The organism is Vagococcus luciliae (genome assembly GCF_024637875.1).
Lineage (GTDB): Bacteria > Bacillota > Bacilli > Lactobacillales > Vagococcaceae > Vagococcus > Vagococcus luciliae.
Genome location: NZ_CP102451.1, coordinates 958,412 through 977,634, shown reverse-complemented (window position 1 = coordinate 977,634; position 19,223 = coordinate 958,412). Strand labels below are relative to the sequence as shown.

Below are 19,223 nucleotides of genomic sequence, written 5' to 3'. Positions count from 1 at the left end.
AAAGTGAGTTTTTTCACTTTAAACCCATTCTTTATATTTTTTTATATAAAGTTTTTTAATTAACTGTTGCAGTACCAAATAAGAGAAACTAATAACTATTAACCAAATCCAATATTCACTTGGTAACTCTCCAAAATCAAAAGCTTGTCTTAGTGGCTCAAATAAAATAATAAATAAACCTGAACCAACTGCTAAAGCACTCATGACTAACATTGGAGGACTTGCAATACTTTGAATAAATGGGATTTTTTCCGTACGAATGACATGAACAACCAGTGTTTGGGTAAATAATCCAACTAAAAACCAACCAGATTGAAACACACTTTGTTGAGCAACTGTATTAGCTCCTATCACAAACCACATAACAGCAAACGTTATAATATCAAAAATACTACTTACAGGGCCAATGAATAATGTAAAATGTAACAGATTTTTTATATCAAATTTAACAGGTCTCATAATTTGTTCCTCATCAACATTATCCCATGGCATAGCAAGTTGTGAAATATCATAGACTAAATTCTGTATTAATAACTGAATTGATAGCATTGGTAAGAAAGGTAAAAAAGCACTCGCTACTAAAACTGAAAAGACATTCCCAAAGTTTGAACTAATCGTAATCATGATATACTTCATCATATTTTTAAATACTTTACGTCCTTCGAGCACCCCATCTTCTAACACGACTAAACTCTTTTCCAGAAGAATGATTGAGCTTGCTTCTTTTGTAATATCAGCTGCAGTATCAACCGAAATTCCAACATCAGCTGCTCTTAACGCTGGAGCATCATTAATCCCATCTCCCATAAATCCAACTGTTTCGCCTTGCTCTTTTAATGTATTGATAATACGAGCTTTTTGCATAGGATTAAGCTTAGCAAATAGTTGCACTTCATTCACTGCTTGTTTTAATTCTTCATCATCCATTGTATCAATGTCTGTTCCAATATAAGATTTATCTACTTCAATCCCAACATCACTACATACTTTTCTAGAGACTATTTCATTGTCTCCTGTTAACACTTTTACATTGACTCCATGTTGATGCAAGGAAGAAATCGCTGTTACTGCTGATTGTTTTGCTGGATCTAAAAATCCTACAAACCCAACCAGTATCATATCTGACTCATCACTAACAGCATAAGTCGGTGTGTCATGGACATCTCGTTTATAAGCGACCGTAATCACACGCATCCCTTGTTCATTCATTCGTCTATTAACATCTGACATTTGTTGAATCAAGTCCTCTGTTAAAGGAACTATCTCATCATCTATTTCAACATATGAACAGATTGCCGCCATCTCTTCAACGGCTCCTTTTGTTATCATTAGTTGATGGCCGTCTCTTTTTAGCGCAACTGTCAAACGACGTCTAGAAAAATCAAATGGAATCTCATCAATTTTTTCAATGTTATCTGTCATCATTTTATCTGGATTCATTTCATAATGATTAATAATGGCATGATCCATTAAGTTTTTCCAACCTGTTTGATAATTTGAATTTAGATAAGCCATATCTAACACTTTTTGGTTTGAATCACCCAGAGGACTAACATGTTCCACTAATACAACACGATCTTCTGTAATCGTTCCTGTTTTATCCGTACAAAGAACAGTCATTGAACCTAAATTTTGAATGGCATTTAACTCTTTAACAATGACTTTTTTCTTCGCCAGTGTTTGCGATCCCTTAGCCAAGTTACTTGTTACAATCATTGGCAACATTTCTGGTGTCAATCCAACTGCTACAGCAATAGCAAAGAAGAAAGCTTGGGTCCAGTCTCCTTTTGATAAACCATTTATCAAAAATACGACTGGGAACAATACTGTCACCATTTTTAGTAATAATTTACTGATACGATTTAAATCACGGTCAAAACTTGTTAACGCACGAGCTGTACTAGCAGATTTCGCAATATCGCCAAAAAATGTATCTTGACCTGTTCTTAAGATAATCACTTCACCTTGACCACTTAAAATATCGGTCCCCATAAAAACTAAATTATTTAAATCAATGGCAGATGTGTCTTTATCTACTTCAAAATCTACTTTATCTGATTCAAATTTTTCAACAGGCATGGATTCACCTGTCAATGAAGATTGATTGACAAATAAATCTTTTGTCCAAATAAGTACCCCATCAGCTGGTATCATATCTCCTGCTGATAAATACACAATGTCTCCAGGAACAACATCCTCCATTGGTCTTTCTTTTATTTCACCATCTCTTTTAACAGCACTTGTATGTTTTACTAGATTTTGTAATGATAATGACTCCTGTTGTGCTTTGAAATCTTGAGCAAATCGAATAAAAGCACTGATTAAAATCATCGTACTCATCACAAGAACTGCTTCAAAATCTTTTGTCAAAGCAGAGACAACCAACAAAGCTGCTAAAACATAAATAAACGGATCCATAAAAGACTCCAGTAATACACGATACCAAGGTTTAGGCTTTTGTACATTTACCTTATTCTCGCCAAATTCATCTAGCCGTTTTTCAGCATCTTCAGAGCTAAGTCCATCAGGTGAAGTGCGGAACTCCATCATTAATTCCCTAGCACTTAAGTTAGATAACTTTTTTAACTCGTCATTCTTTTTATTTACCGATTCTTCTTTTGCCATGTGCATTCCTCCTACAACTAAAGTCTCTCCTTTATCATAACATGCATAAGAATTCTTTTCATTTAATCTGAGTTTTTATAAATAAAGTGTACATTATTTATAAAATAACAACAAAAAAACTTCATAATAAACAATTTATTGTACAAACACTCCTTATAATATAACGTTTTAATCTATCTTCCCCTTCATATTGTAGCGTTCTTAGTATTTTTATCATGTCATATACCTCGTTATTAAATCGTTGTTTATTTGTTGGATAAAAAAACAACCACAATCAATTGACCGTGGTTGTTGATATTATTTATTCTTCTGTTTGTAGTAACGTTTTTGCAATCACTGCAGCGATTAAGCCACCTACTAATGGTGCTAAAATGTATAACCATAGTTGACTCATCGCGTCACCTCCAACAAATATTGCTGGCGATAAACTTCTCACAGGGTTTACTGACATTCCTGTTAAAGGAACCCCAATAAAATGTAACATTGTTAAAGTTAAACCAATTGCTAAACCATTATAAGATGTTTCACCTTTTTTACTTGTCACAGACATAATAACAAATACTAAAATTGCTGTTAGCGTCATTTCAATGATAAATGCGCCTGTTGTTGAAATACCTTGATAAGTTGTTTGAGCTAGGTTATCTACACCTAAATCAGTCATTCCTAAAATCAATCTTAGTAACCCAGTACCAAGTATCGCTCCAATAATTTGTCCAGCAACATAAACAATAAATTCTTGGACATCAAGACGTTTATTTACTAAAAAAGCTAGTGTTACAGCTGGATTCAAATGTGCCCCAGAAATTTGGCCGATTGTATTAGCAGCAACCATAATCGCTAAACCAAACCCTAGACCAATCCCCAACGTTCCAACAACATTACCACTTAATACTGCAGTACCTGTACCAATAAAGACTAAAAAGAATGTCCCTATTACTTCTGCTAAACCTTTTTTTACCAAAATACTTCCCCCTATATTTTACACTTACCTTATAATTCTCTCTCTGGACCTCTCCAAAGTGTCAATCTTTTCTTTTCCTTCATTGTCCCACTGAATCATTCGATAAAATGCATCATGATAGAAAATAAATTTATAGTTGTTTTCATAAGCTTCTTTTAATAATTTTTCTTTATTTGCTATCGATGTCATTGGGTAGTCATCATAAGCTAGAACCCATAAAGGATTTTGATGAGCGTGAGTTGGCATGATATCTGCCATATGAATCATCGTCTCACCGTTTTGTTCAAATTTTATCACAGCATGTCCATTACTATGCCCACCTGTATGAATCATTGTCAAACCTTCTGCTACTTCAACTGATTTGTCATAAGTAACCACTTGATCAACGATTGGTTCCCAATTATAGGCCCAATAAGTACTCTTCGAGCGTATATTAGGATGTTGCATTTCATCCCATTCAATTGCTTGAACGTATATTTTAGCATTAGGGAAAACGGATACATAACGACCATCATGAGTTGGTTTGGTTAGTCCAGTTGCGTGATCAAAGTGCATATGAGTCATCAAAATAACATCAATATCCTCAGTTGTTAAACCTAACTTGTTTAAAGAGGCATCAATTTCTGATTCCCATGCCACGCCAAAAATCTTTTTTTGTTTCTCTGTGAATTTGCCATTTCCTACACCTGTATCAATCAAATAATTCTTTCCTTGATACTGGATAAGAATAGGATCTGTTGGTAATTCAATCTGATTTTTTTCGTTCACTGGATATTTTCTTGTCCAAACAGGTTTTGGTACAACACCAAACATTGCACCACCATCTAAACAAGTCATCCCACCTTCTAACCAGGTTAATGTCATATCATGAAACGTTAATGTATCCATCTTTTTTCCTCCTAGTTGTGATTACATGTAGTTCATTTCTTTTGCTTTTTCTCTTAATTCATCTCTAAATTTAGGATGCGCAATATTGATTAATCTTTCCGTTCTCTCAAAGATTGTACTACCCTTTAATTCTGCACTACCATATTCAGTTACAACTGTATCAATATCATTTTTTGATGTTGCAACAGGAGCACCTTCGAATAAAGTAGGTACGATTGTCGAAATTTCATCATTTTTAGCTGTAGAGTACAAACAAATGATCCCAGTACCACTTTCTGTTAAACGTACCCCCTTCATAAAGTCTGATTGTCCACCTGTTGATGAATAATAAAACCCTTTCACTCTTTCTGAATTACATTGACCAAGAAAATCAACTTCAATCGCAGAGTTAATCGCAAATAAGTTTTTCATCTTGCTTATTGTATCAAAACTATTTGTGTAATCACACGGTAACATTAAAATGTCTGGGTTATTATCCATGAATTCATAAAGTCGCTTACTTCCGATGGCAAAAGTCGCAACTGACTTACCATTATGAATTTCTTTTGCACTATTGTCAATAACACCTTTTTCAGTTAAGTCAACTAATTTTTCAGGAAGCATTTCTGTATGCAACCCTAAATGTTTTTTCTCTGTCAAATATTCCATTACAGCATTAGGCATTGCACCAAATCCAATTTGTAGTGTGTCACCATCTTTTACTTTTTTCGCGATTTCACGACCAACTGCTAAATCTTTTTCATTTGGTGTTGGACTAACAAGTTCTGGTAACTCAACATTATTTTCAATTAAAGCATCCACTTGGCTAATATGAATCGTATTTTTTTCACCAAATGTTCTTGGCATATTTTCATTCACTTCTAAAACAATTCGTTTAGCTCCTTCGATTAATGATGCAACGTAAGATGGACTAGTTCCTAATGAAAAGTTTCCATCTTCATCCATTGGAGATACTGTTGCCATGATGACTAATTTGTCACCTTCACGTTTTTTCAAAATAGAAGGAATGTCAGAAAAATGGTTTGGTAGTAAATCAATGTTTCCAGCATTCATTCCTTTTCTATCCATACCAGATAAAAAGATTGAAATTTGGCGTAATTTTGATTTTTCTACATCAACTGTTGGAAAACTAGGTAGCATACGATATAAAGAGTTACCATCTAATGTATCCATTTCGCGAATGGCATCTAATAATGCTGGTGGTTCACCTGGCATAATTGGAAAAACAATAGCATCTCCTGGTTCAATCACGCTGACTGCATCTTTTGCTGACTTAATTTTTTCATTATATAAGTTATCGTAATTCATAGTTAAACTCTCCTTATTATTGTCAGTATTTTCTGAATTTTCAGTTTTTTTCAAATTTAGGTTTACGTTTATTAATGAAAGCATCCATGCCTTCTGTTTGATCACTTGTTGAAAATAGTGAGCCAAATACTTCTGCTTCAAGTCTTAACCCATTTGCTAAACTCATTTCAATACCCGAATCAATTACTTCTTTACTTAGTTCTACAGCAAGTGGAGCATTTTTTCTAATTTGATTAGCTAAATCCATTGCTTCTGTTTGTAAATCATCAAAGCTAACCACTTTATTTACTAATCCCATTCTTAAAGCATCATCAGCTGAAACAATTTTACCTGTGAAGATTAATTCTTTAGCAATACCTGTTCCCACAAGTCTTGTTAGTCGTTGCGTGCCACCAAATCCTGGTATAATCCCTAAGCCAACTTCTGGTTGACCAAATTTTGCATTGTCTGAAGCAATTCTCATATCACACGCTAAAGCTAATTCACAACCGCCACCTAAAGCAAATCCATTCACACAAGCAATCGTTGGTTGTCTTAATGTGCTTAGTTTTAAAAAGACATTGTTCCCAATTTCTGAAAACGTGCGTCCTTCAAAAACTGTTTTATCTTTCATCTCTGAAATATCTGCTCCAGCAACAAAAGCTCTTTCGCCTGTTCCTGTTACTAATAACACATCGATGTCTTGTCTAGAACTCACTTCATCAATGGCTTTATCTATTTCTTCTAAAACTCCTGTGCTTAGAGCATTCAACATTTTAGGTCGTTCGATTTTTAATGTCCCAACACCATTTTCAGCAGATAAACTTAAGTATTTATATGTTTTCATTCATGATTCCTCCATTATTTTTTGTAGTTATAAAAACCTTTTCCTGTTTTATTTCCTAACCAGCCTGCTTCTACATATTTTTTAAGTAGTGGTGCTGGACGATATTTAGAATCATTAAATCCGTCATATAACACGTTCATAATAGCTAAACATGTATCTAATCCAATATAATCTGCTAATGCTAAAGGTCCCATCGGATGGTTTGCGCCAAGTGTCATTGACTCATCAATTTCTTCAGCTGTAGCAACGCCTTCACCTAAAACAAATATTGCTTCATTAATCATTGGAATTAAAATACGGTTTACTGCAAATCCTGGTGAGTCTTTAATATCAATTGATACTTTTCTCATTTTACTTGCTACATCTAAAATAGCTTTCGCTGTCTCATCACTTGTCGCTAATCCATGATTAATTTCAACTAATTTCATTAATGGAACTGGATTAAAGAAATGCATTCCCACTACTTTTTCTGGTCGACTTGTTACTGAAGCGATTTCAGTGATTGATAAAGAAGACGTGTTTGTAGCTAAAATAGTATGTTCTGAAGCAATCGCATCTAGTTGTTTAAAGATATCTAACTTAATTCTTTTATTTTCTGTTGCTGCTTCAATAATCAAATCAACGTGTTTTGCATCTTCATAAGATGTTGATAATGTAATTCTATCTAAAATTTTTGTTACTTCATCTTCTGTTTTAGATCCACGTTTAACTGATTTTCCTAAAAATCCTTTGATTTTTTCCAAACCATTTTGTGTTGCTTCTTCTGTGATGTCATTCATGTAAACATCGTACCCAACTGTTGCTAAGACTTGAACAATACCATTTCCCATTTGTCCTGCGCCTACAACCATTACCTTTTTAATTTCCATTTTTATACTTCCTTTACTTTACATTTTATTATCTACCCATGGTTTTGCTATGATACGTCTTAATCGATCAGATGATGATCCGTATATCGCTGTAATTTTTGCATCTCGTACAAATCTCTCGATATCATTGTTTCGCATATAACCATAACCACCACTCATATTTATAATGCTTTCTGTTGCATCAATTGCTAAATTGGAAGCAGTTAATTTTGTCATCGCGACCATACGCTCATCTTGCTCTTGCCCAGAGTTAATCACCTGCATTAACAAAGACCTAGCAGAATAAATTCCTGTTTCAATATCAGCTAACTTAAATTGTGTAGAGGCCATATCAATTAAGCGTTTTCCTAAATTTCTATCATAAGATACATATTTCAAGCCTCTATCTAAAGCTCCTCCAGCAATTCCTAGAGATTGTGCTGCAACGGCTAATCGATTACGATTTAAAATAGATTGGATTTGAACTAATCCCTCTGTCACGCCACCTAACAACTGTTTATCTGATAGTTCAACATTTTGTAAGGTAATACTGGCAACAGGGAGCGCTTTAATCCCCATCTTTTCTTCAAGTTCGCCAACTTTAATTCCCTTTGTCTTTTTATCAACAACAAACACGGCGTAGCCCTCTTCACCATCAATCTTTACTGTTTTAGCTGCAATAAATAACACACTGGCTATAGGTGAATTTGAAATATAATCCTTATTTCCAGATAATACCCAACCTGTTTCAGTTTGTTGGGCAACTGTTTTCATTTCTTCAATTTCGCTACCTGTAATTGGTTCATTCAAAGCAAAGCAGCCATATAATTCACCAGTTAAGGCCTTTTCTAGGTAAGATTTCTTTTGTTCTTCTGTTCCAAATTGTGAAATAGGCCAAGCACAATGACTTTCTTGTGTGAGCAGAATACTACCAAGTGCTGGAAAATTTTTAGATACTAGCCGAATAACGCTTAAGTAATCATGATAGGTAAGATTATTTAACTGTTTATATAAACTTGGCAAAATATTCATTTGAAATAAATGTTTCATCTGTTCTTCTGGAAATTTATCTACAGTATCATAATATCTTGCTGCTTTTGCTAATTCTTTATGAGAGTAATTCATCACTTGTTGCACTAGCTCATGTCTTTTTTCCATTGTGCTTACCCCTTTACTTCACTTAATTAACCACGCTTAACAACTAAAGCGATACCTTGTCCGCCACCGATACATAGGGTTGCTAATCCATTTTTCGCATCACGTTTTTTCATTTCATGTAGTAATGATACTAAGATACGTGCACCACTTGCTCCGATTGGATGTCCTAGAGCAATTGCGCCACCATTAACGTTTGTAATGTCTTCATTTAATCCTAATTCTTGCATAACGCTCATAGCTTGAGAGGCGAATGCTTCATTTGATTCCACTAAATCTAAATCTTCCACTGTTAAACCAGCTTTTTCTAATGCTTTTTTAGTTGCAGGAATTGGACCTGTTCCCATGATAGTTGGGTCTACACCAGCTGAAGCGTATGATTCAATTGATGCTAATACTTCTAATCCTAATTCATCCGCTTTTTCACGAGACATTAAAACTAAAATTGCTGCACCATCATTCACGCCAGATGCGTTTCCTGCTGTAACAGTGCCATCTTTTTTGAATGCTGGACGTAATTTTGATAATTTTTCTGCTGTTGAACCAAAACGTGGGAATTCATCATCTTTAAAGATGACTGGTTCACCTTTACGTTGTGGAATTTCGATTTCAACGATTTCTTCTTTGAAACGACCTGATGTTACGGCTGCTTCAGCTTTGTTTTGGCTTTTTGCAGCAAATTCATCTTGTTGTTCTCTTGTGAAACCAAATTTTTCTGCAATGTTTTCTGCTGTGATTCCCATGTGGATTCCGTGGAAAGCATCGACTAAACCATCTGATAACATTGTATCGATTACTTTAGCATCTCCCATACGTTTACCCCAACGTTCACTTTCTAAAACGTAAGGTGCTTGACTCATACTTTCAGTCCCACCAGCAACAACAATCTCGTTATCACCTAACATAATAGATTGTGCTGCAAGAACCACTGTTTTTAGTCCAGATCCACAAACTTTATTAATTGTAAAAGCCGATTTTTCTTGAGGAATGCCAGCATTAATCGCTACTTGACGAGAAACGTTTTGACCTAACCCACCAGATAAAACATTTCCTAAAATAACTTCATCAACTAATGATGGATCCAGGTTAATATCTTTAAGTGATGCTTCTAGAACTTTTTTACCTAATTCAACTGCGTTCATGTTTTTTAGGCTTCCACCAAAACTTCCAATTGGACTTCTTCTTGCTGATACGATTACTACTTCTTTCACTTATATTTCCTCCTATAGCGCCAATTAATAAAGCGCTTCATTTACACTTATTATTTTATATCGAAACATAACAAAAATCTAACAAGTAAATATAATTTATACTATTAGTTAAACTAATAGACTTTAAAAACCTTATTAAACATGGTTTTTATGGGATCTTTCACTAAATATTAGCATAATAAGTATAATTTTCTTTTAACATTTGATAATTTTTTATTTTAATAAAAAAAACATGAATCAAAAAGAGTCATGTTTCTACAAAATTAAATCATTGGTTGATAAAAGTAACTAAGAATGGATTCATATACTTTACTTTCAACTTCAGAATAAGTCGCTTTTATTGGTCTACAAAGTAATACATTAAACGGAATTGGGTCCTTAAATGGAATCTCTTTAAACAACGTTTTATCCATTGTTCTCTCAATTGGAGAAGGTAGAATTGTAACAATTTTAGATTCTTGAGTTGCTTCAACTAAATAGTCCCATGAAGAGGATTGAAACATAATTTTTGCTTTACTTTTTATTTCTGCTAATTTATTTCTAACCAATTCATTTGTGGTAAAACTCTCATTGAAAGTCCCTATCGGATAAGGTTCTAAATCTTCCCAATTCAACATTTTTTTATAAGCAAGCGGATGATCATGATACACAAACGCCGTCATTTCATCAATTTGAATGACATGTTCTTCAAATGCTTTAGGATCTAAACTAGTCGGTTCAATTAATATTGCATAATCTAAATCATTTTGAAATAGCATTTTTCTTAATTGATTACTCCCACCTTCAATGATTTCAATTTGAATGTCCGGGTTGGCCAAAGTAAATTTTGGGAAAAACGATGAAAAAAAGATTCGTAATATTAATGAAGGTAATCCTATTCGGATGGTGCCTTTTTGTTTTGCTGCTTCTTTTCTTACCATATCATTCATTTGCTCATGTAACTTAGTAATTTGTTGAGCGTAAGCATATAATTTCTCTCCACTTGGTGTAAGAGAATCTAAACGACCGTTTTTTCGATAAAACAAAACCAATTCCTCATTGGCTTCAAAATTTATAATCAACTGACTCAACGCAGATTGTGTAATATGAATTTTTTTTGCTGCTAAAGATAAATTACAACCACACTCGACAATATTCATAAAATAATACAACTGTTGAATATCCATTCTGTTAACCCCTTTTATTTTCTTTACTTTAAGAATACTCACACGCTTTAAAAATATCAACATAAAAGCGTTTATTCAACAAAAAAAGCTGCTAAATCCATGACTAATTTAGCAGCTTATACTCTTATTTAATTCAAAAGTTTATTGATAATTGGAAAATTGATAATTAAAAATTAAACGAAAGCACCTTGTCCTGTTAAGTAACGGCCAACGATTAGGGCGTTGATTTCGTGAGTTCCTTCGTAAGAGTAAATTGCTTCACCATCAGCGAAGAAACGAGCTACGTCAGTTTCTAATGTAATTCCGTTACCACCACATACTTCACGACCTAAAGCAACTGTTTCTCTCATTCTTAAAGCATTATGCATTTTAGCTAATGCAGAGTTTTCTTCTAAGAATTCACCTTGTTCTTGTAAGTTAGCTAATTGTGCAGAGTAAGCTAATGTTGCGACAACGTTTGCTTCCATACGAGCTAATTTTTCTTGAACTAATTGGAATGAAGAAACTTTTTTACCAAATTGGTCACGCTCTTTAACATATTTAAGTGCAGCTTCTAATGAACCATAAGTCATACCCATTGCTAAATGAGCGATGTCCGCACGTGTTGCACGTAAAATACGAGCAACATCTTTAAATCCATTAACATTTTCTAAACGAGTGCTGTCATCAACTTCAACGTTATCTAAGTAGATATGTCCGTTTTGAACTTCTCTTAACGCTACTTTATTTTGGATAACATCAACTCTAAGTCCTTTTGAACCACCAGGTACGATGAAACACTTAATTTTATTATCAGCTGTATCACGAGCAAAAATTGGTAAGATATCAGCAGTGTTTGCTCCACCAATCCAACGTTTTTCTCCGTTGATAACCCATTTGTCGCCTTTTTTCTCAGCAGTTGTTGCAAGTCCACCAGCAATATCTGATCCATGATCTGGTTCAGTTAAACCAAAACATCCTTGCCATTCAAATGACGCCACTTTTGGTGCGTAATGAGCAATTTGTTCTTCACTACCACCCATTAAGATTGTGTTGTAGCATAATCCACCATGAACTGTATAGAATGTTGCGATTGAAGCGTCTAATTTAGCAAGTTCTAAATATAAAAAGGCATTATATAATTCACTTGGTTTACGTTTTCCTTCGCGTCCTTCAAATAATAATGGACTGTTCATTACACCAACTTTAGCAATTTCACCAAATGCTTCAAATGGGAATTCAGCTTTTTCCCAGTGCTCATTAACAACTGGTTTTACTTTTTCTTCTAGAACTTTTCGTAAATTTTTAAGAACAGTGAATTCACCTTCAGTTAGCCCTCTTGAAAAGGCATACAAATCTAACGGATAAAACTCTTTCAATTCTTCTAAATATGACATGTTGTGTTCCTCCAAAAATTTATTTTTTGTTATTTCCTGCTTACAACCAAATAATAATCCGTTTTCACGAACATTGCTACTTAACAAAAATTATGTAAACTATTAGTTTTATTAATACTTTTATAAAACCCTTACATTATTTGGTTTTTTTCTCTTTATTATATGATAAAAGTTGCTTTTTTTTAGATTATAATAATTATCAAATAACAATAATTACTTGTAAACGAATTATTTTATGTTATGATAGACATATAAAATAGCATTGGAGGAATAGATCATGAGTTTTGATTTTACAGACAGAGGACAAAAACCAGTAGTAGAAAACGTTGAAGAATGGACCTTAGCAAATGACAATTACCGTACAACTGTATGGACAGGCAAAAAAATGCAAATGACTTTAATGTCCATTCAACCTGGGGATGATATTGGTTTAGAAGTCCACCATGGTATTGATCAATTTTTACGTATTGAAGAAGGAAAAGGGTTATGTAAAATGGGAGATGCTGAAGATAATTTAACATTTGTTAAAAAAGTTTCTGATGATGATGCCATTTTTGTTCCGGCAGATATGTGGCATAATGTTGAAAACATTGGTGATAAACCATTAAAACTTTATACTTTATACGCTGGTCCAGATCATTTACCTGGAACCATTCATCCAACTCATCAAGATGCTATTGATGACCCTAATGAAGACTAAATAATATAACAAATGCCACAGCGATTAACTCGTTGTGGCAATTTTTTTATATTAATTTTAGGCAAAAAAAATAGGCTTAGCACCTATATAAAATCAGACACATGGTGGCACCAACTTAGTGCTGCTTCCTTCCAGATCTGACACGCTTCATCGGTCCACCATTGTCCTAGCCATAACGGCATGTATTATTGTACAACATTTTTTAATAGATTACTAGTCTTTTTTGCTTCTTTCTTTCTTTTTCTTATTTCTTTAAAAAAATGGGTTAATATTGCACTACATTCCTCTTCTAAAATCCCTTGTTCGACGTAACACTCATGATTAAAGCGACTATCTTGCAATAAATTCATCAAAGAACCTACTGTGCCACCTTTTGGATCCATCGCTCCAAAATAAACGTTTTCTATCCTTGATAAAAGAATTGCTCCGCTACACATTGGGCAAGGTTCAAGAGTGACAAACAAGTGAGCTTTTTCTAATCGCCAGCTCTCCACTTGTCTGTTTGCTTCTCTTATGGCAATCATTTCGGCATGTGTTGTAGCATCTTGTGAAAATTCACGTACATTATGTCCACGCCCTATGATTTTTCCATCTAAAATAACTACTGCCCCAATAGGAACTTCCCCCATCATATTAGCTTTTTGAGCCTCTAATAATGCTTCATTCATATAATATTTTTTTTCTTGTTCTGATAATTTATTTAACTTCTCTAACATTTTTTAACCCCTCTATGAAAAGATGATTTTAAGCTTTGGTTTTATGTTAGAATAACTTTAACATAAAATAAAGGATGATTTAATTTGAATAAACAACTACTTCAAACTCTTTTTCCTAATGGTTATTTCAACTCAGCGTATCACAATGAATCAACTGAGTTGATAATTCCTATTAATAATGAATTCTTTTACATTTCAAAACAAGACATCTCACCTAGGGAAGAAACCCTACTAACTGAACTATTAATCAAACAACCTTTAACAAAAAAAATTGGCGGTCATCTTTGGTATGATTATTTATTTAATCAAGCTGAAATACCTACTTCACCTGACTATTATCGTATCATTCAGATTAAAATAAGAAAAGATTCAGTTAATAAAAAATCTTGGCTTACTCATTTTTCAAAACTGTTTGATTCTATCGTTGATTCATTTTTTATTGATGAAACGTCCGCTATTTTAATTGAAAAACGAACCTCTGTTTCCTATTCTGTTCAAGATATTAAAGCTATGCTTCTAACTTTGGAAAGTGAATTTTTGATACAAACAACAGCTTTTATTGGTCAATTTTATCAGATTTCTCCAGAATTCATTACCTGTTTTAAAGAAGAAAAAATAATTTTTAATAAATTTGTTTATAATTATCATCCAAATGATGTTTTCATTTTTGAAGATGTCGCATTAGAATACCTAACAAAAAAAGCCATTAAGGAAAGTCCCTTAATGACTAAATTATACCCATCGACTATTTTTGATAAAGATACTATTCTAATGATTAAAACATTATGGAATGAAAAAGGTAATATTACCTCCAGCGCCAAGAAGCTCTATACTCATCGAAATACTTTACAATATAAACTTGATAAGTTTTCGGAACAAACAGGTATTTCTCTCAAAAATATGACTGAACTAACTCTGTGTTACTTATGGGTACTGTCGCTCTAGTTTCTATTATTGTTTCCAAATAATAAAAATAGACGTAACACTTGTAAAAGTGATGCTACAGCTGCTGCGACATAAGTTAAAGCTGCAGCTGTTAATACTTTTTTAGCCATAACTAATTCATCATCTTCTAAAATATGATTCTCACTTAATATAGCTAATGCTCGTCGTGAAGCATTGAACTCTACTGGTAAGGTCACAACTTGAAAAAGAAAAGTTAACGCAAAACACCACAACCCTATCGTCACTAATGCTGGTGTGGCACTAAAAAATATGGCACCAATTAAAATTAATGGAATAGATATTTTAGCGCCAAAGTTAACGACTGGAACCATCGCAATCCTTAATTTTAATGGAGCATAATGTTTTTGATCTTGAACAGCGTGTCCACATTCATGGGCGGCGACACCAATCGCTGCAACTGATCTTGAATCTGCTACAGTTTGTGATAAACTAAGTATTTTCGTACTTGAATTGTAATTATCCGTCAAGTCTCCTGATATTTGTTGTACACCAACATTATGGATACCAGAGTCTTGTAAAATCAAACGAGCAACATCTGTTGCTGTGTACCCTTTTCTATTCATCACTTTGTCAAATTTTCGGTAAGTGCTATTAACATAACTAGATGCTACCATTGATAACAACATACCAATAATCACCAATATATAGGTGCTATCAAAAAATGGATAAAACATATTTCTATACCCCCTTATTATTGTCTCAATAACATTGTAACAGATTTTATAAAAAACGTTTATAAATTAAATGAAATTTAGTAGTAGAAATCCTCTACTTAATAGTGTTTTAATAAATTCTTAATATTCTACATGGGCATTTTCGTTAAGTAGATTTTTTATACAAAATAAGGTATCTTTATAAGGTAAGGTTATCTTTAATCCTAATAACCACGTGACTATTATAAATAAACTTCATATGAAAGGAATACATCTATGCGCGAACTTCTAGATACTCCCACTCAGAGACGACTTCACATACTTGAACAACTCAATGAAGTCTCTGATTGGATCAGCTCTAATGAATTGGCAAAAAGTAATAATGCCTCGTTAAGAACAATAAATAATGATGTGAGTTATTTAAAAGAAAATTGGTACCCACATCTACTCATTGAAACATCTAAAAAAAATGGGGTACGTTTACAAACACAACCCAGTAGTCATATTGAGGTCGTTTATCGATATGTCCTAAAAAATTCAGAAGCTTTTCGTTTAATTGAATCTGTTTTTTTTGACACCACACTTAGTATAGAAAAATGGGGAGAAAAGCTATTTATCAGCGAGTCTTCCTTATATAGGATCACAGGGGATATTTCAAAATCATTAAAAAAATATGGACTTACTCTTGAAAAGAAACCGTGCCGTGTGATTGGAAAAGATGAGTTTTTTGTTCGATTTTTCTATACAAACTATTTTTTCGAAGCATATCAAATTAATGAGTGGCCTTTTCCTTCTAATAAGAAAAAAACCATTCAATTTGTGAAAGATATTGTAGAATATTTTAATGAAGATGTTTCTGAGAAAGATATGCTACTCATTAGTTATCTCCTTTGTATATCACTAACTCGTCAAAGCCAAGAATTTTTTATCGAAGGATACGACAAAAATATCTTTACAAAAGAGATGTATCATTCACTTAATCGCAATGCAGATGACTTAGCTGATATTGCTAGAGACTATGGCTTATTAATTAATGATCAACTAATCTACGATTTGATGTTTTCACTATATTATCATTTAATTAATTGGCATTCTGAAGAAGAATATCTACACGTTACAAAAGAAATTAAGCACTTAATGAAAAATATTCGAAATGTGTTTGATTTCACTCTAACCAATCAGTTATCTGATAAAATTGAGAATTCAATGAAACATACTTATTTAAAACATACAATCTATCCCTATCCAAATTATGTTATTTTTAATAAAAAATTTTATAACGCTATAGCAATCAAAAAATTATTTCCTACCATGGCACTCGTGATTGAACAAGAATTAATCAAATTAGAAAAATCAACTAACTTCCCCTGGCATACTGATTATTTTTATGAGGTGCTTTGTACAATCATGATTCAATGGACGGATTTACCAACATTATTAGAAAATAAAAAACAAAAAGCTAAAATTCTTGTTATGAGTAGTCTAGGGCATGATCACTCAGACTTCTTATCTAAAATGATTCAAAAAAACTTTGATAATAAAGCCATCATTGAACCATATACTCAATCTGTTATTTTTATTGATGATATTCCAAAAGAATATTTTCAATCTTACGATATTATTGTTAGTACATTTGACTCTGAAATATTACCGCAAGATAAACTAGTTGTTATTGATGATATTCCATCAAATTCAGATTGGGGGACAATCAGACGAGCAATTAACAATACTCATCAACTAGATGAAAAAGTAGTTACTTACTTAAATAATAATTATTACTAGGAGTTTTACACATGTTAGATTTTGTTAATGCTATTTTAATCAACTTGTCTATCATCGTTAGTACTGCATTGACTCTTTATTTTCTATCCGTTAGACAATCTTTGACGGATAATCAAGTTGACTCAGATTTTATGAATCAAACCGGTCGTCTTTTGCTATCTAAAAACCATCAAATTTTTTTAGGAATCATTGTAGGCATACTCTGTTTTTTTATTTCATTAAATAAAATACCCGTTCCTTTATATGGTGGAATCAGCGTTGATGTTAGATATTTGCCCATCTTTTTTTCTATTTATTATGGTTCAACATTAATAGGAGTATTTAACGGTGGCACACTGATTATTTTAAAACTAATCCAATACAGCCTTAGAAGTGCACATATGTATGAAATTTTTAATAATATTTTTCTGACTATTTCACTCGTTATTTTAGCTACTATCATAAAGAAACAACATTTTTCACAAAAAAAATCAGTTTTAATTTTTCTTGTCGTAGCCTTGTCAATTCGATTAGGGACATTTTGTATCCTTTTTTCTCCACCTACGTCGATTAAAGTATTAATTAATGTTTTATCATACATTATGATTTTTTCATTAGTCTTTTTATTTACAGCATGGTTAATTGATTCATCTATTTCAATTTCCAAAACAATTCATGTTTATCGAACGTCATCAATTTATGACCATCTTACAAAGTTATACAATAAAGAATCATTCTATTTTTTCTTAGATCATGTTTACCATGATTTAATTATGAACCAAGCAACTTGTGGAGTTGCCATATTAGATATTGATAATTTTAAAAAGATCAACGATCACCATGGTCACTTAGCTGGAGACCAGGTTTTAATTCATATTGCTAATCTATTAACACTAGATAAGCCATCTCTAGAATCTCCTAGAATTTGTCGAATCGGAGGAGATGAATTCGCGATGATTTTTAAATCACCTATAATTCAGCCTGAAGAGTTTATCGAAAAAAAATTAATACAAATAAACCAAACTCCTTGTATTTATGAAAACTTAACGATTCCAATAGAAATATCTTGCGGTTTAGCTATTATAAAAAAAACAAGTATTAAAAATAAAAATTTTAGTACTGAAGATATGTTCAAATTAGCTGATAGCATGCTTTATAAAGCAAAAAAAATTGGAAAAAATCAACTCGTTACAACTTATCGAAATATTTAAAAAGCTTTAAAAATGGGTACTCCAATTTTAAAGCTTTTATATTAACTTAAAAGAGGGACTTTGTATGAATTATTAGGACCAACATTTACATACTCATCATTCATTTGACTCGGAGGAATCATTTGAAAATTATTTAAACACTTACTCACCTGACTTTTTCGTTACAACTGAACACCTAGATTTAAAGAACCCCTGTGTCAATGGCAAAGACAGTATTCCTGATTACCACCTATACAGTGAAGAAATTAACCGCCTGTCTCTTAACACTCATACCAACCTTCTCAAAGGAATAGAAATAGGTTATGTCAATACTCAAGCTACATTACTTAACGATTTTCTAAAAGGCAAAGAATACGGCGTTATTTTACTTAGTATTCACCAAAATGGAGTATTTGATTATATGGATGACGATGTTTTAAGCAATGATTACTATTCTAGAATGTTAGATGCTGTTAAATCAGCTAAATTTTGTAATATCTTGACACACTTTGATTATGGTGTGAGGCGACTTAATTTATCCGTTAATGCGTTTAGACTAATAGCTGAACCTTATTTAGTTAATATTTTTAAAAACATCATAGAAAAAAATATTGCCTTTGAACTAAATGCTAAAAGTTTTATCAAGTATGGTAACAAAGAGCTTTATGAATATGCGATTCCTTTATACATCTCTTTAGGAGGAAAATTATTCACTTTAGGATCTGACGCCCATGTTGCAGAAGATTATGAATTAGGATTTAAAGAAATGAAAAACTTATTAATTAAAAACGGCATCTTTGAATTAGCTGTCTATCAAAAGCAACAATTAATTATGGTAAACATATAAAAAAAGGCAAGCATTCAAGAACCATA

General features: G+C 32.7%; 16 protein-coding genes, 1 other RNA gene and 1 pseudogene. 5 read left to right on the top strand and 13 right to left on the bottom strand.

Features of this window, described 5'->3' with window-relative positions; genetic code table 11:
• Positions 1–18: 18 nt before the first annotated feature.
• The 10 genes from mgtA to fadE form a co-directional block, all read right to left on the bottom strand.
• Entirely contained in the window at positions 19–2,625 is a 2,607-nt protein-coding gene (gene mgtA / locus G314FT_RS04985; protein ID WP_257702361.1) for a magnesium-translocating P-type ATPase, read from the bottom strand.
• A 301-nt stretch (positions 2,626–2,926) separates the two neighbouring features.
• Entirely contained in the window at positions 2,927–3,586 is a 660-nt protein-coding gene (locus G314FT_RS04980; RefSeq protein ID WP_257702359.1) for an MIP/aquaporin family protein, read from the bottom strand.
• A 24-nt stretch (positions 3,587–3,610) separates the two neighbouring features.
• Entirely contained in the window at positions 3,611–4,474 is an 864-nt protein-coding gene (locus G314FT_RS04975; RefSeq protein ID WP_257702357.1) for a YtnP family quorum-quenching lactonase, read from the bottom strand.
• 21 nt (positions 4,475–4,495) lie between these two features.
• Entirely contained in the window at positions 4,496–5,782 is a 1,287-nt protein-coding gene (locus G314FT_RS04970) for an acetyl-CoA hydrolase/transferase family protein (protein ID WP_257702356.1), read from the bottom strand.
• Positions 5,783–5,822: 40 nt separating this feature from the next.
• Positions 5,823–6,608 (bottom strand): enoyl-CoA hydratase-related protein, encoded by a 786-nt coding sequence (locus tag G314FT_RS04965; protein WP_257702354.1) that lies wholly within the window; start codon positions 6,606–6,608, stop codon positions 5,823–5,825.
• Between the two features lie 14 nt (positions 6,609–6,622).
• Complete coding sequence (locus G314FT_RS04960) at positions 6,623–7,477, bottom strand: 3-hydroxybutyryl-CoA dehydrogenase (RefSeq protein WP_257702352.1); 855 nt, start codon at positions 7,475–7,477, stop codon at positions 6,623–6,625.
• Between the two features lie 18 nt (positions 7,478–7,495).
• Positions 7,496–8,614, bottom strand: a complete 1,119-nt coding sequence (locus tag G314FT_RS04955; protein WP_257702351.1) for an acyl-CoA dehydrogenase family protein — start codon at positions 8,612–8,614, stop codon at positions 7,496–7,498.
• Positions 8,615–8,640: 26 nt separating this feature from the next.
• Entirely contained in the window at positions 8,641–9,822 is a 1,182-nt protein-coding gene (locus tag G314FT_RS04950; protein WP_257702350.1) for an acetyl-CoA C-acetyltransferase, read from the bottom strand.
• Between the two features lie 263 nt (positions 9,823–10,085).
• Positions 10,086–10,988, bottom strand: coding sequence for a LysR family transcriptional regulator (locus G314FT_RS04945; RefSeq protein WP_257702348.1), 903 nt, complete (start codon positions 10,986–10,988; stop codon positions 10,086–10,088).
• Between the two features lie 173 nt (positions 10,989–11,161).
• Positions 11,162–12,364 carry an acyl-CoA dehydrogenase FadE gene (fadE, locus tag G314FT_RS04940; RefSeq protein ID WP_079345691.1) on the bottom strand — a complete coding sequence of 401 codons (1,203 nt, stop codon included), beginning with the start codon at positions 12,362–12,364 and terminating at the stop codon, positions 11,162–11,164.
• A gap of 277 nt (positions 12,365–12,641) precedes the next feature.
• Between fadE and G314FT_RS04935 the strand changes: the two genes are divergently transcribed.
• Positions 12,642–13,064, top strand: a complete 423-nt coding sequence (locus tag G314FT_RS04935) for a cupin domain-containing protein (protein WP_257702347.1) — start codon at positions 12,642–12,644, stop codon at positions 13,062–13,064.
• Between the two features lie 80 nt (positions 13,065–13,144).
• On the opposite strand, the gene ffs is transcribed toward G314FT_RS04935, so the two are convergent.
• Positions 13,145–13,242, bottom strand: an RNA gene (gene ffs, locus G314FT_RS04930) — signal recognition particle sRNA small type.
• 7 nt (positions 13,243–13,249) lie between these two features.
• A complete protein-coding gene (tadA, locus tag G314FT_RS04925; RefSeq protein ID WP_257702345.1) occupies positions 13,250–13,780 on the bottom strand; it encodes a tRNA adenosine(34) deaminase TadA in 531 nt (176 codons plus the stop codon).
• Positions 13,781–13,864: 84 nt separating this feature from the next.
• Here tadA and G314FT_RS04920 point away from each other — a divergent pair, with 84 nt between their 5' ends.
• Entirely contained in the window at positions 13,865–14,725 is an 861-nt protein-coding gene (locus tag G314FT_RS04920; protein WP_257702343.1) for a helix-turn-helix domain-containing protein, read from the top strand.
• On the opposite strand, the gene G314FT_RS04915 is transcribed toward G314FT_RS04920, so the two are convergent.
• On the bottom strand, positions 14,722–15,420 hold the full coding sequence (locus tag G314FT_RS04915; RefSeq protein WP_257702342.1) for a zinc metallopeptidase: 699 nt from the start codon (positions 15,418–15,420) through the stop codon (positions 14,722–14,724). The genes G314FT_RS04920 and G314FT_RS04915 overlap by 4 nt on opposite strands.
• 255 nt (positions 15,421–15,675) lie before the next feature.
• Between G314FT_RS04915 and G314FT_RS04910 the strand changes: the two genes are divergently transcribed.
• From G314FT_RS04910 to G314FT_RS04900, 3 genes and pseudogenes are all read left to right on the top strand, one after another.
• Complete coding sequence (locus G314FT_RS04910) at positions 15,676–17,181, top strand: AcpB/EbpR/MafR family transcriptional regulator (RefSeq protein ID WP_257702341.1); 1,506 nt, start codon at positions 15,676–15,678, stop codon at positions 17,179–17,181.
• A gap of 11 nt (positions 17,182–17,192) precedes the next feature.
• Positions 17,193–18,371 carry a GGDEF domain-containing protein gene (locus tag G314FT_RS04905; protein ID WP_257702340.1) on the top strand — a complete coding sequence of 393 codons (1,179 nt, stop codon included), beginning with the start codon at positions 17,193–17,195 and terminating at the stop codon, positions 18,369–18,371.
• 76 nt (positions 18,372–18,447) lie between these two features.
• Positions 18,448–19,197 (top strand): annotated as a pseudogene (locus G314FT_RS04900) (PHP domain-containing protein); the annotation flags it as partial.
• Positions 19,198–19,223: the final 26 nt, after the last annotated feature.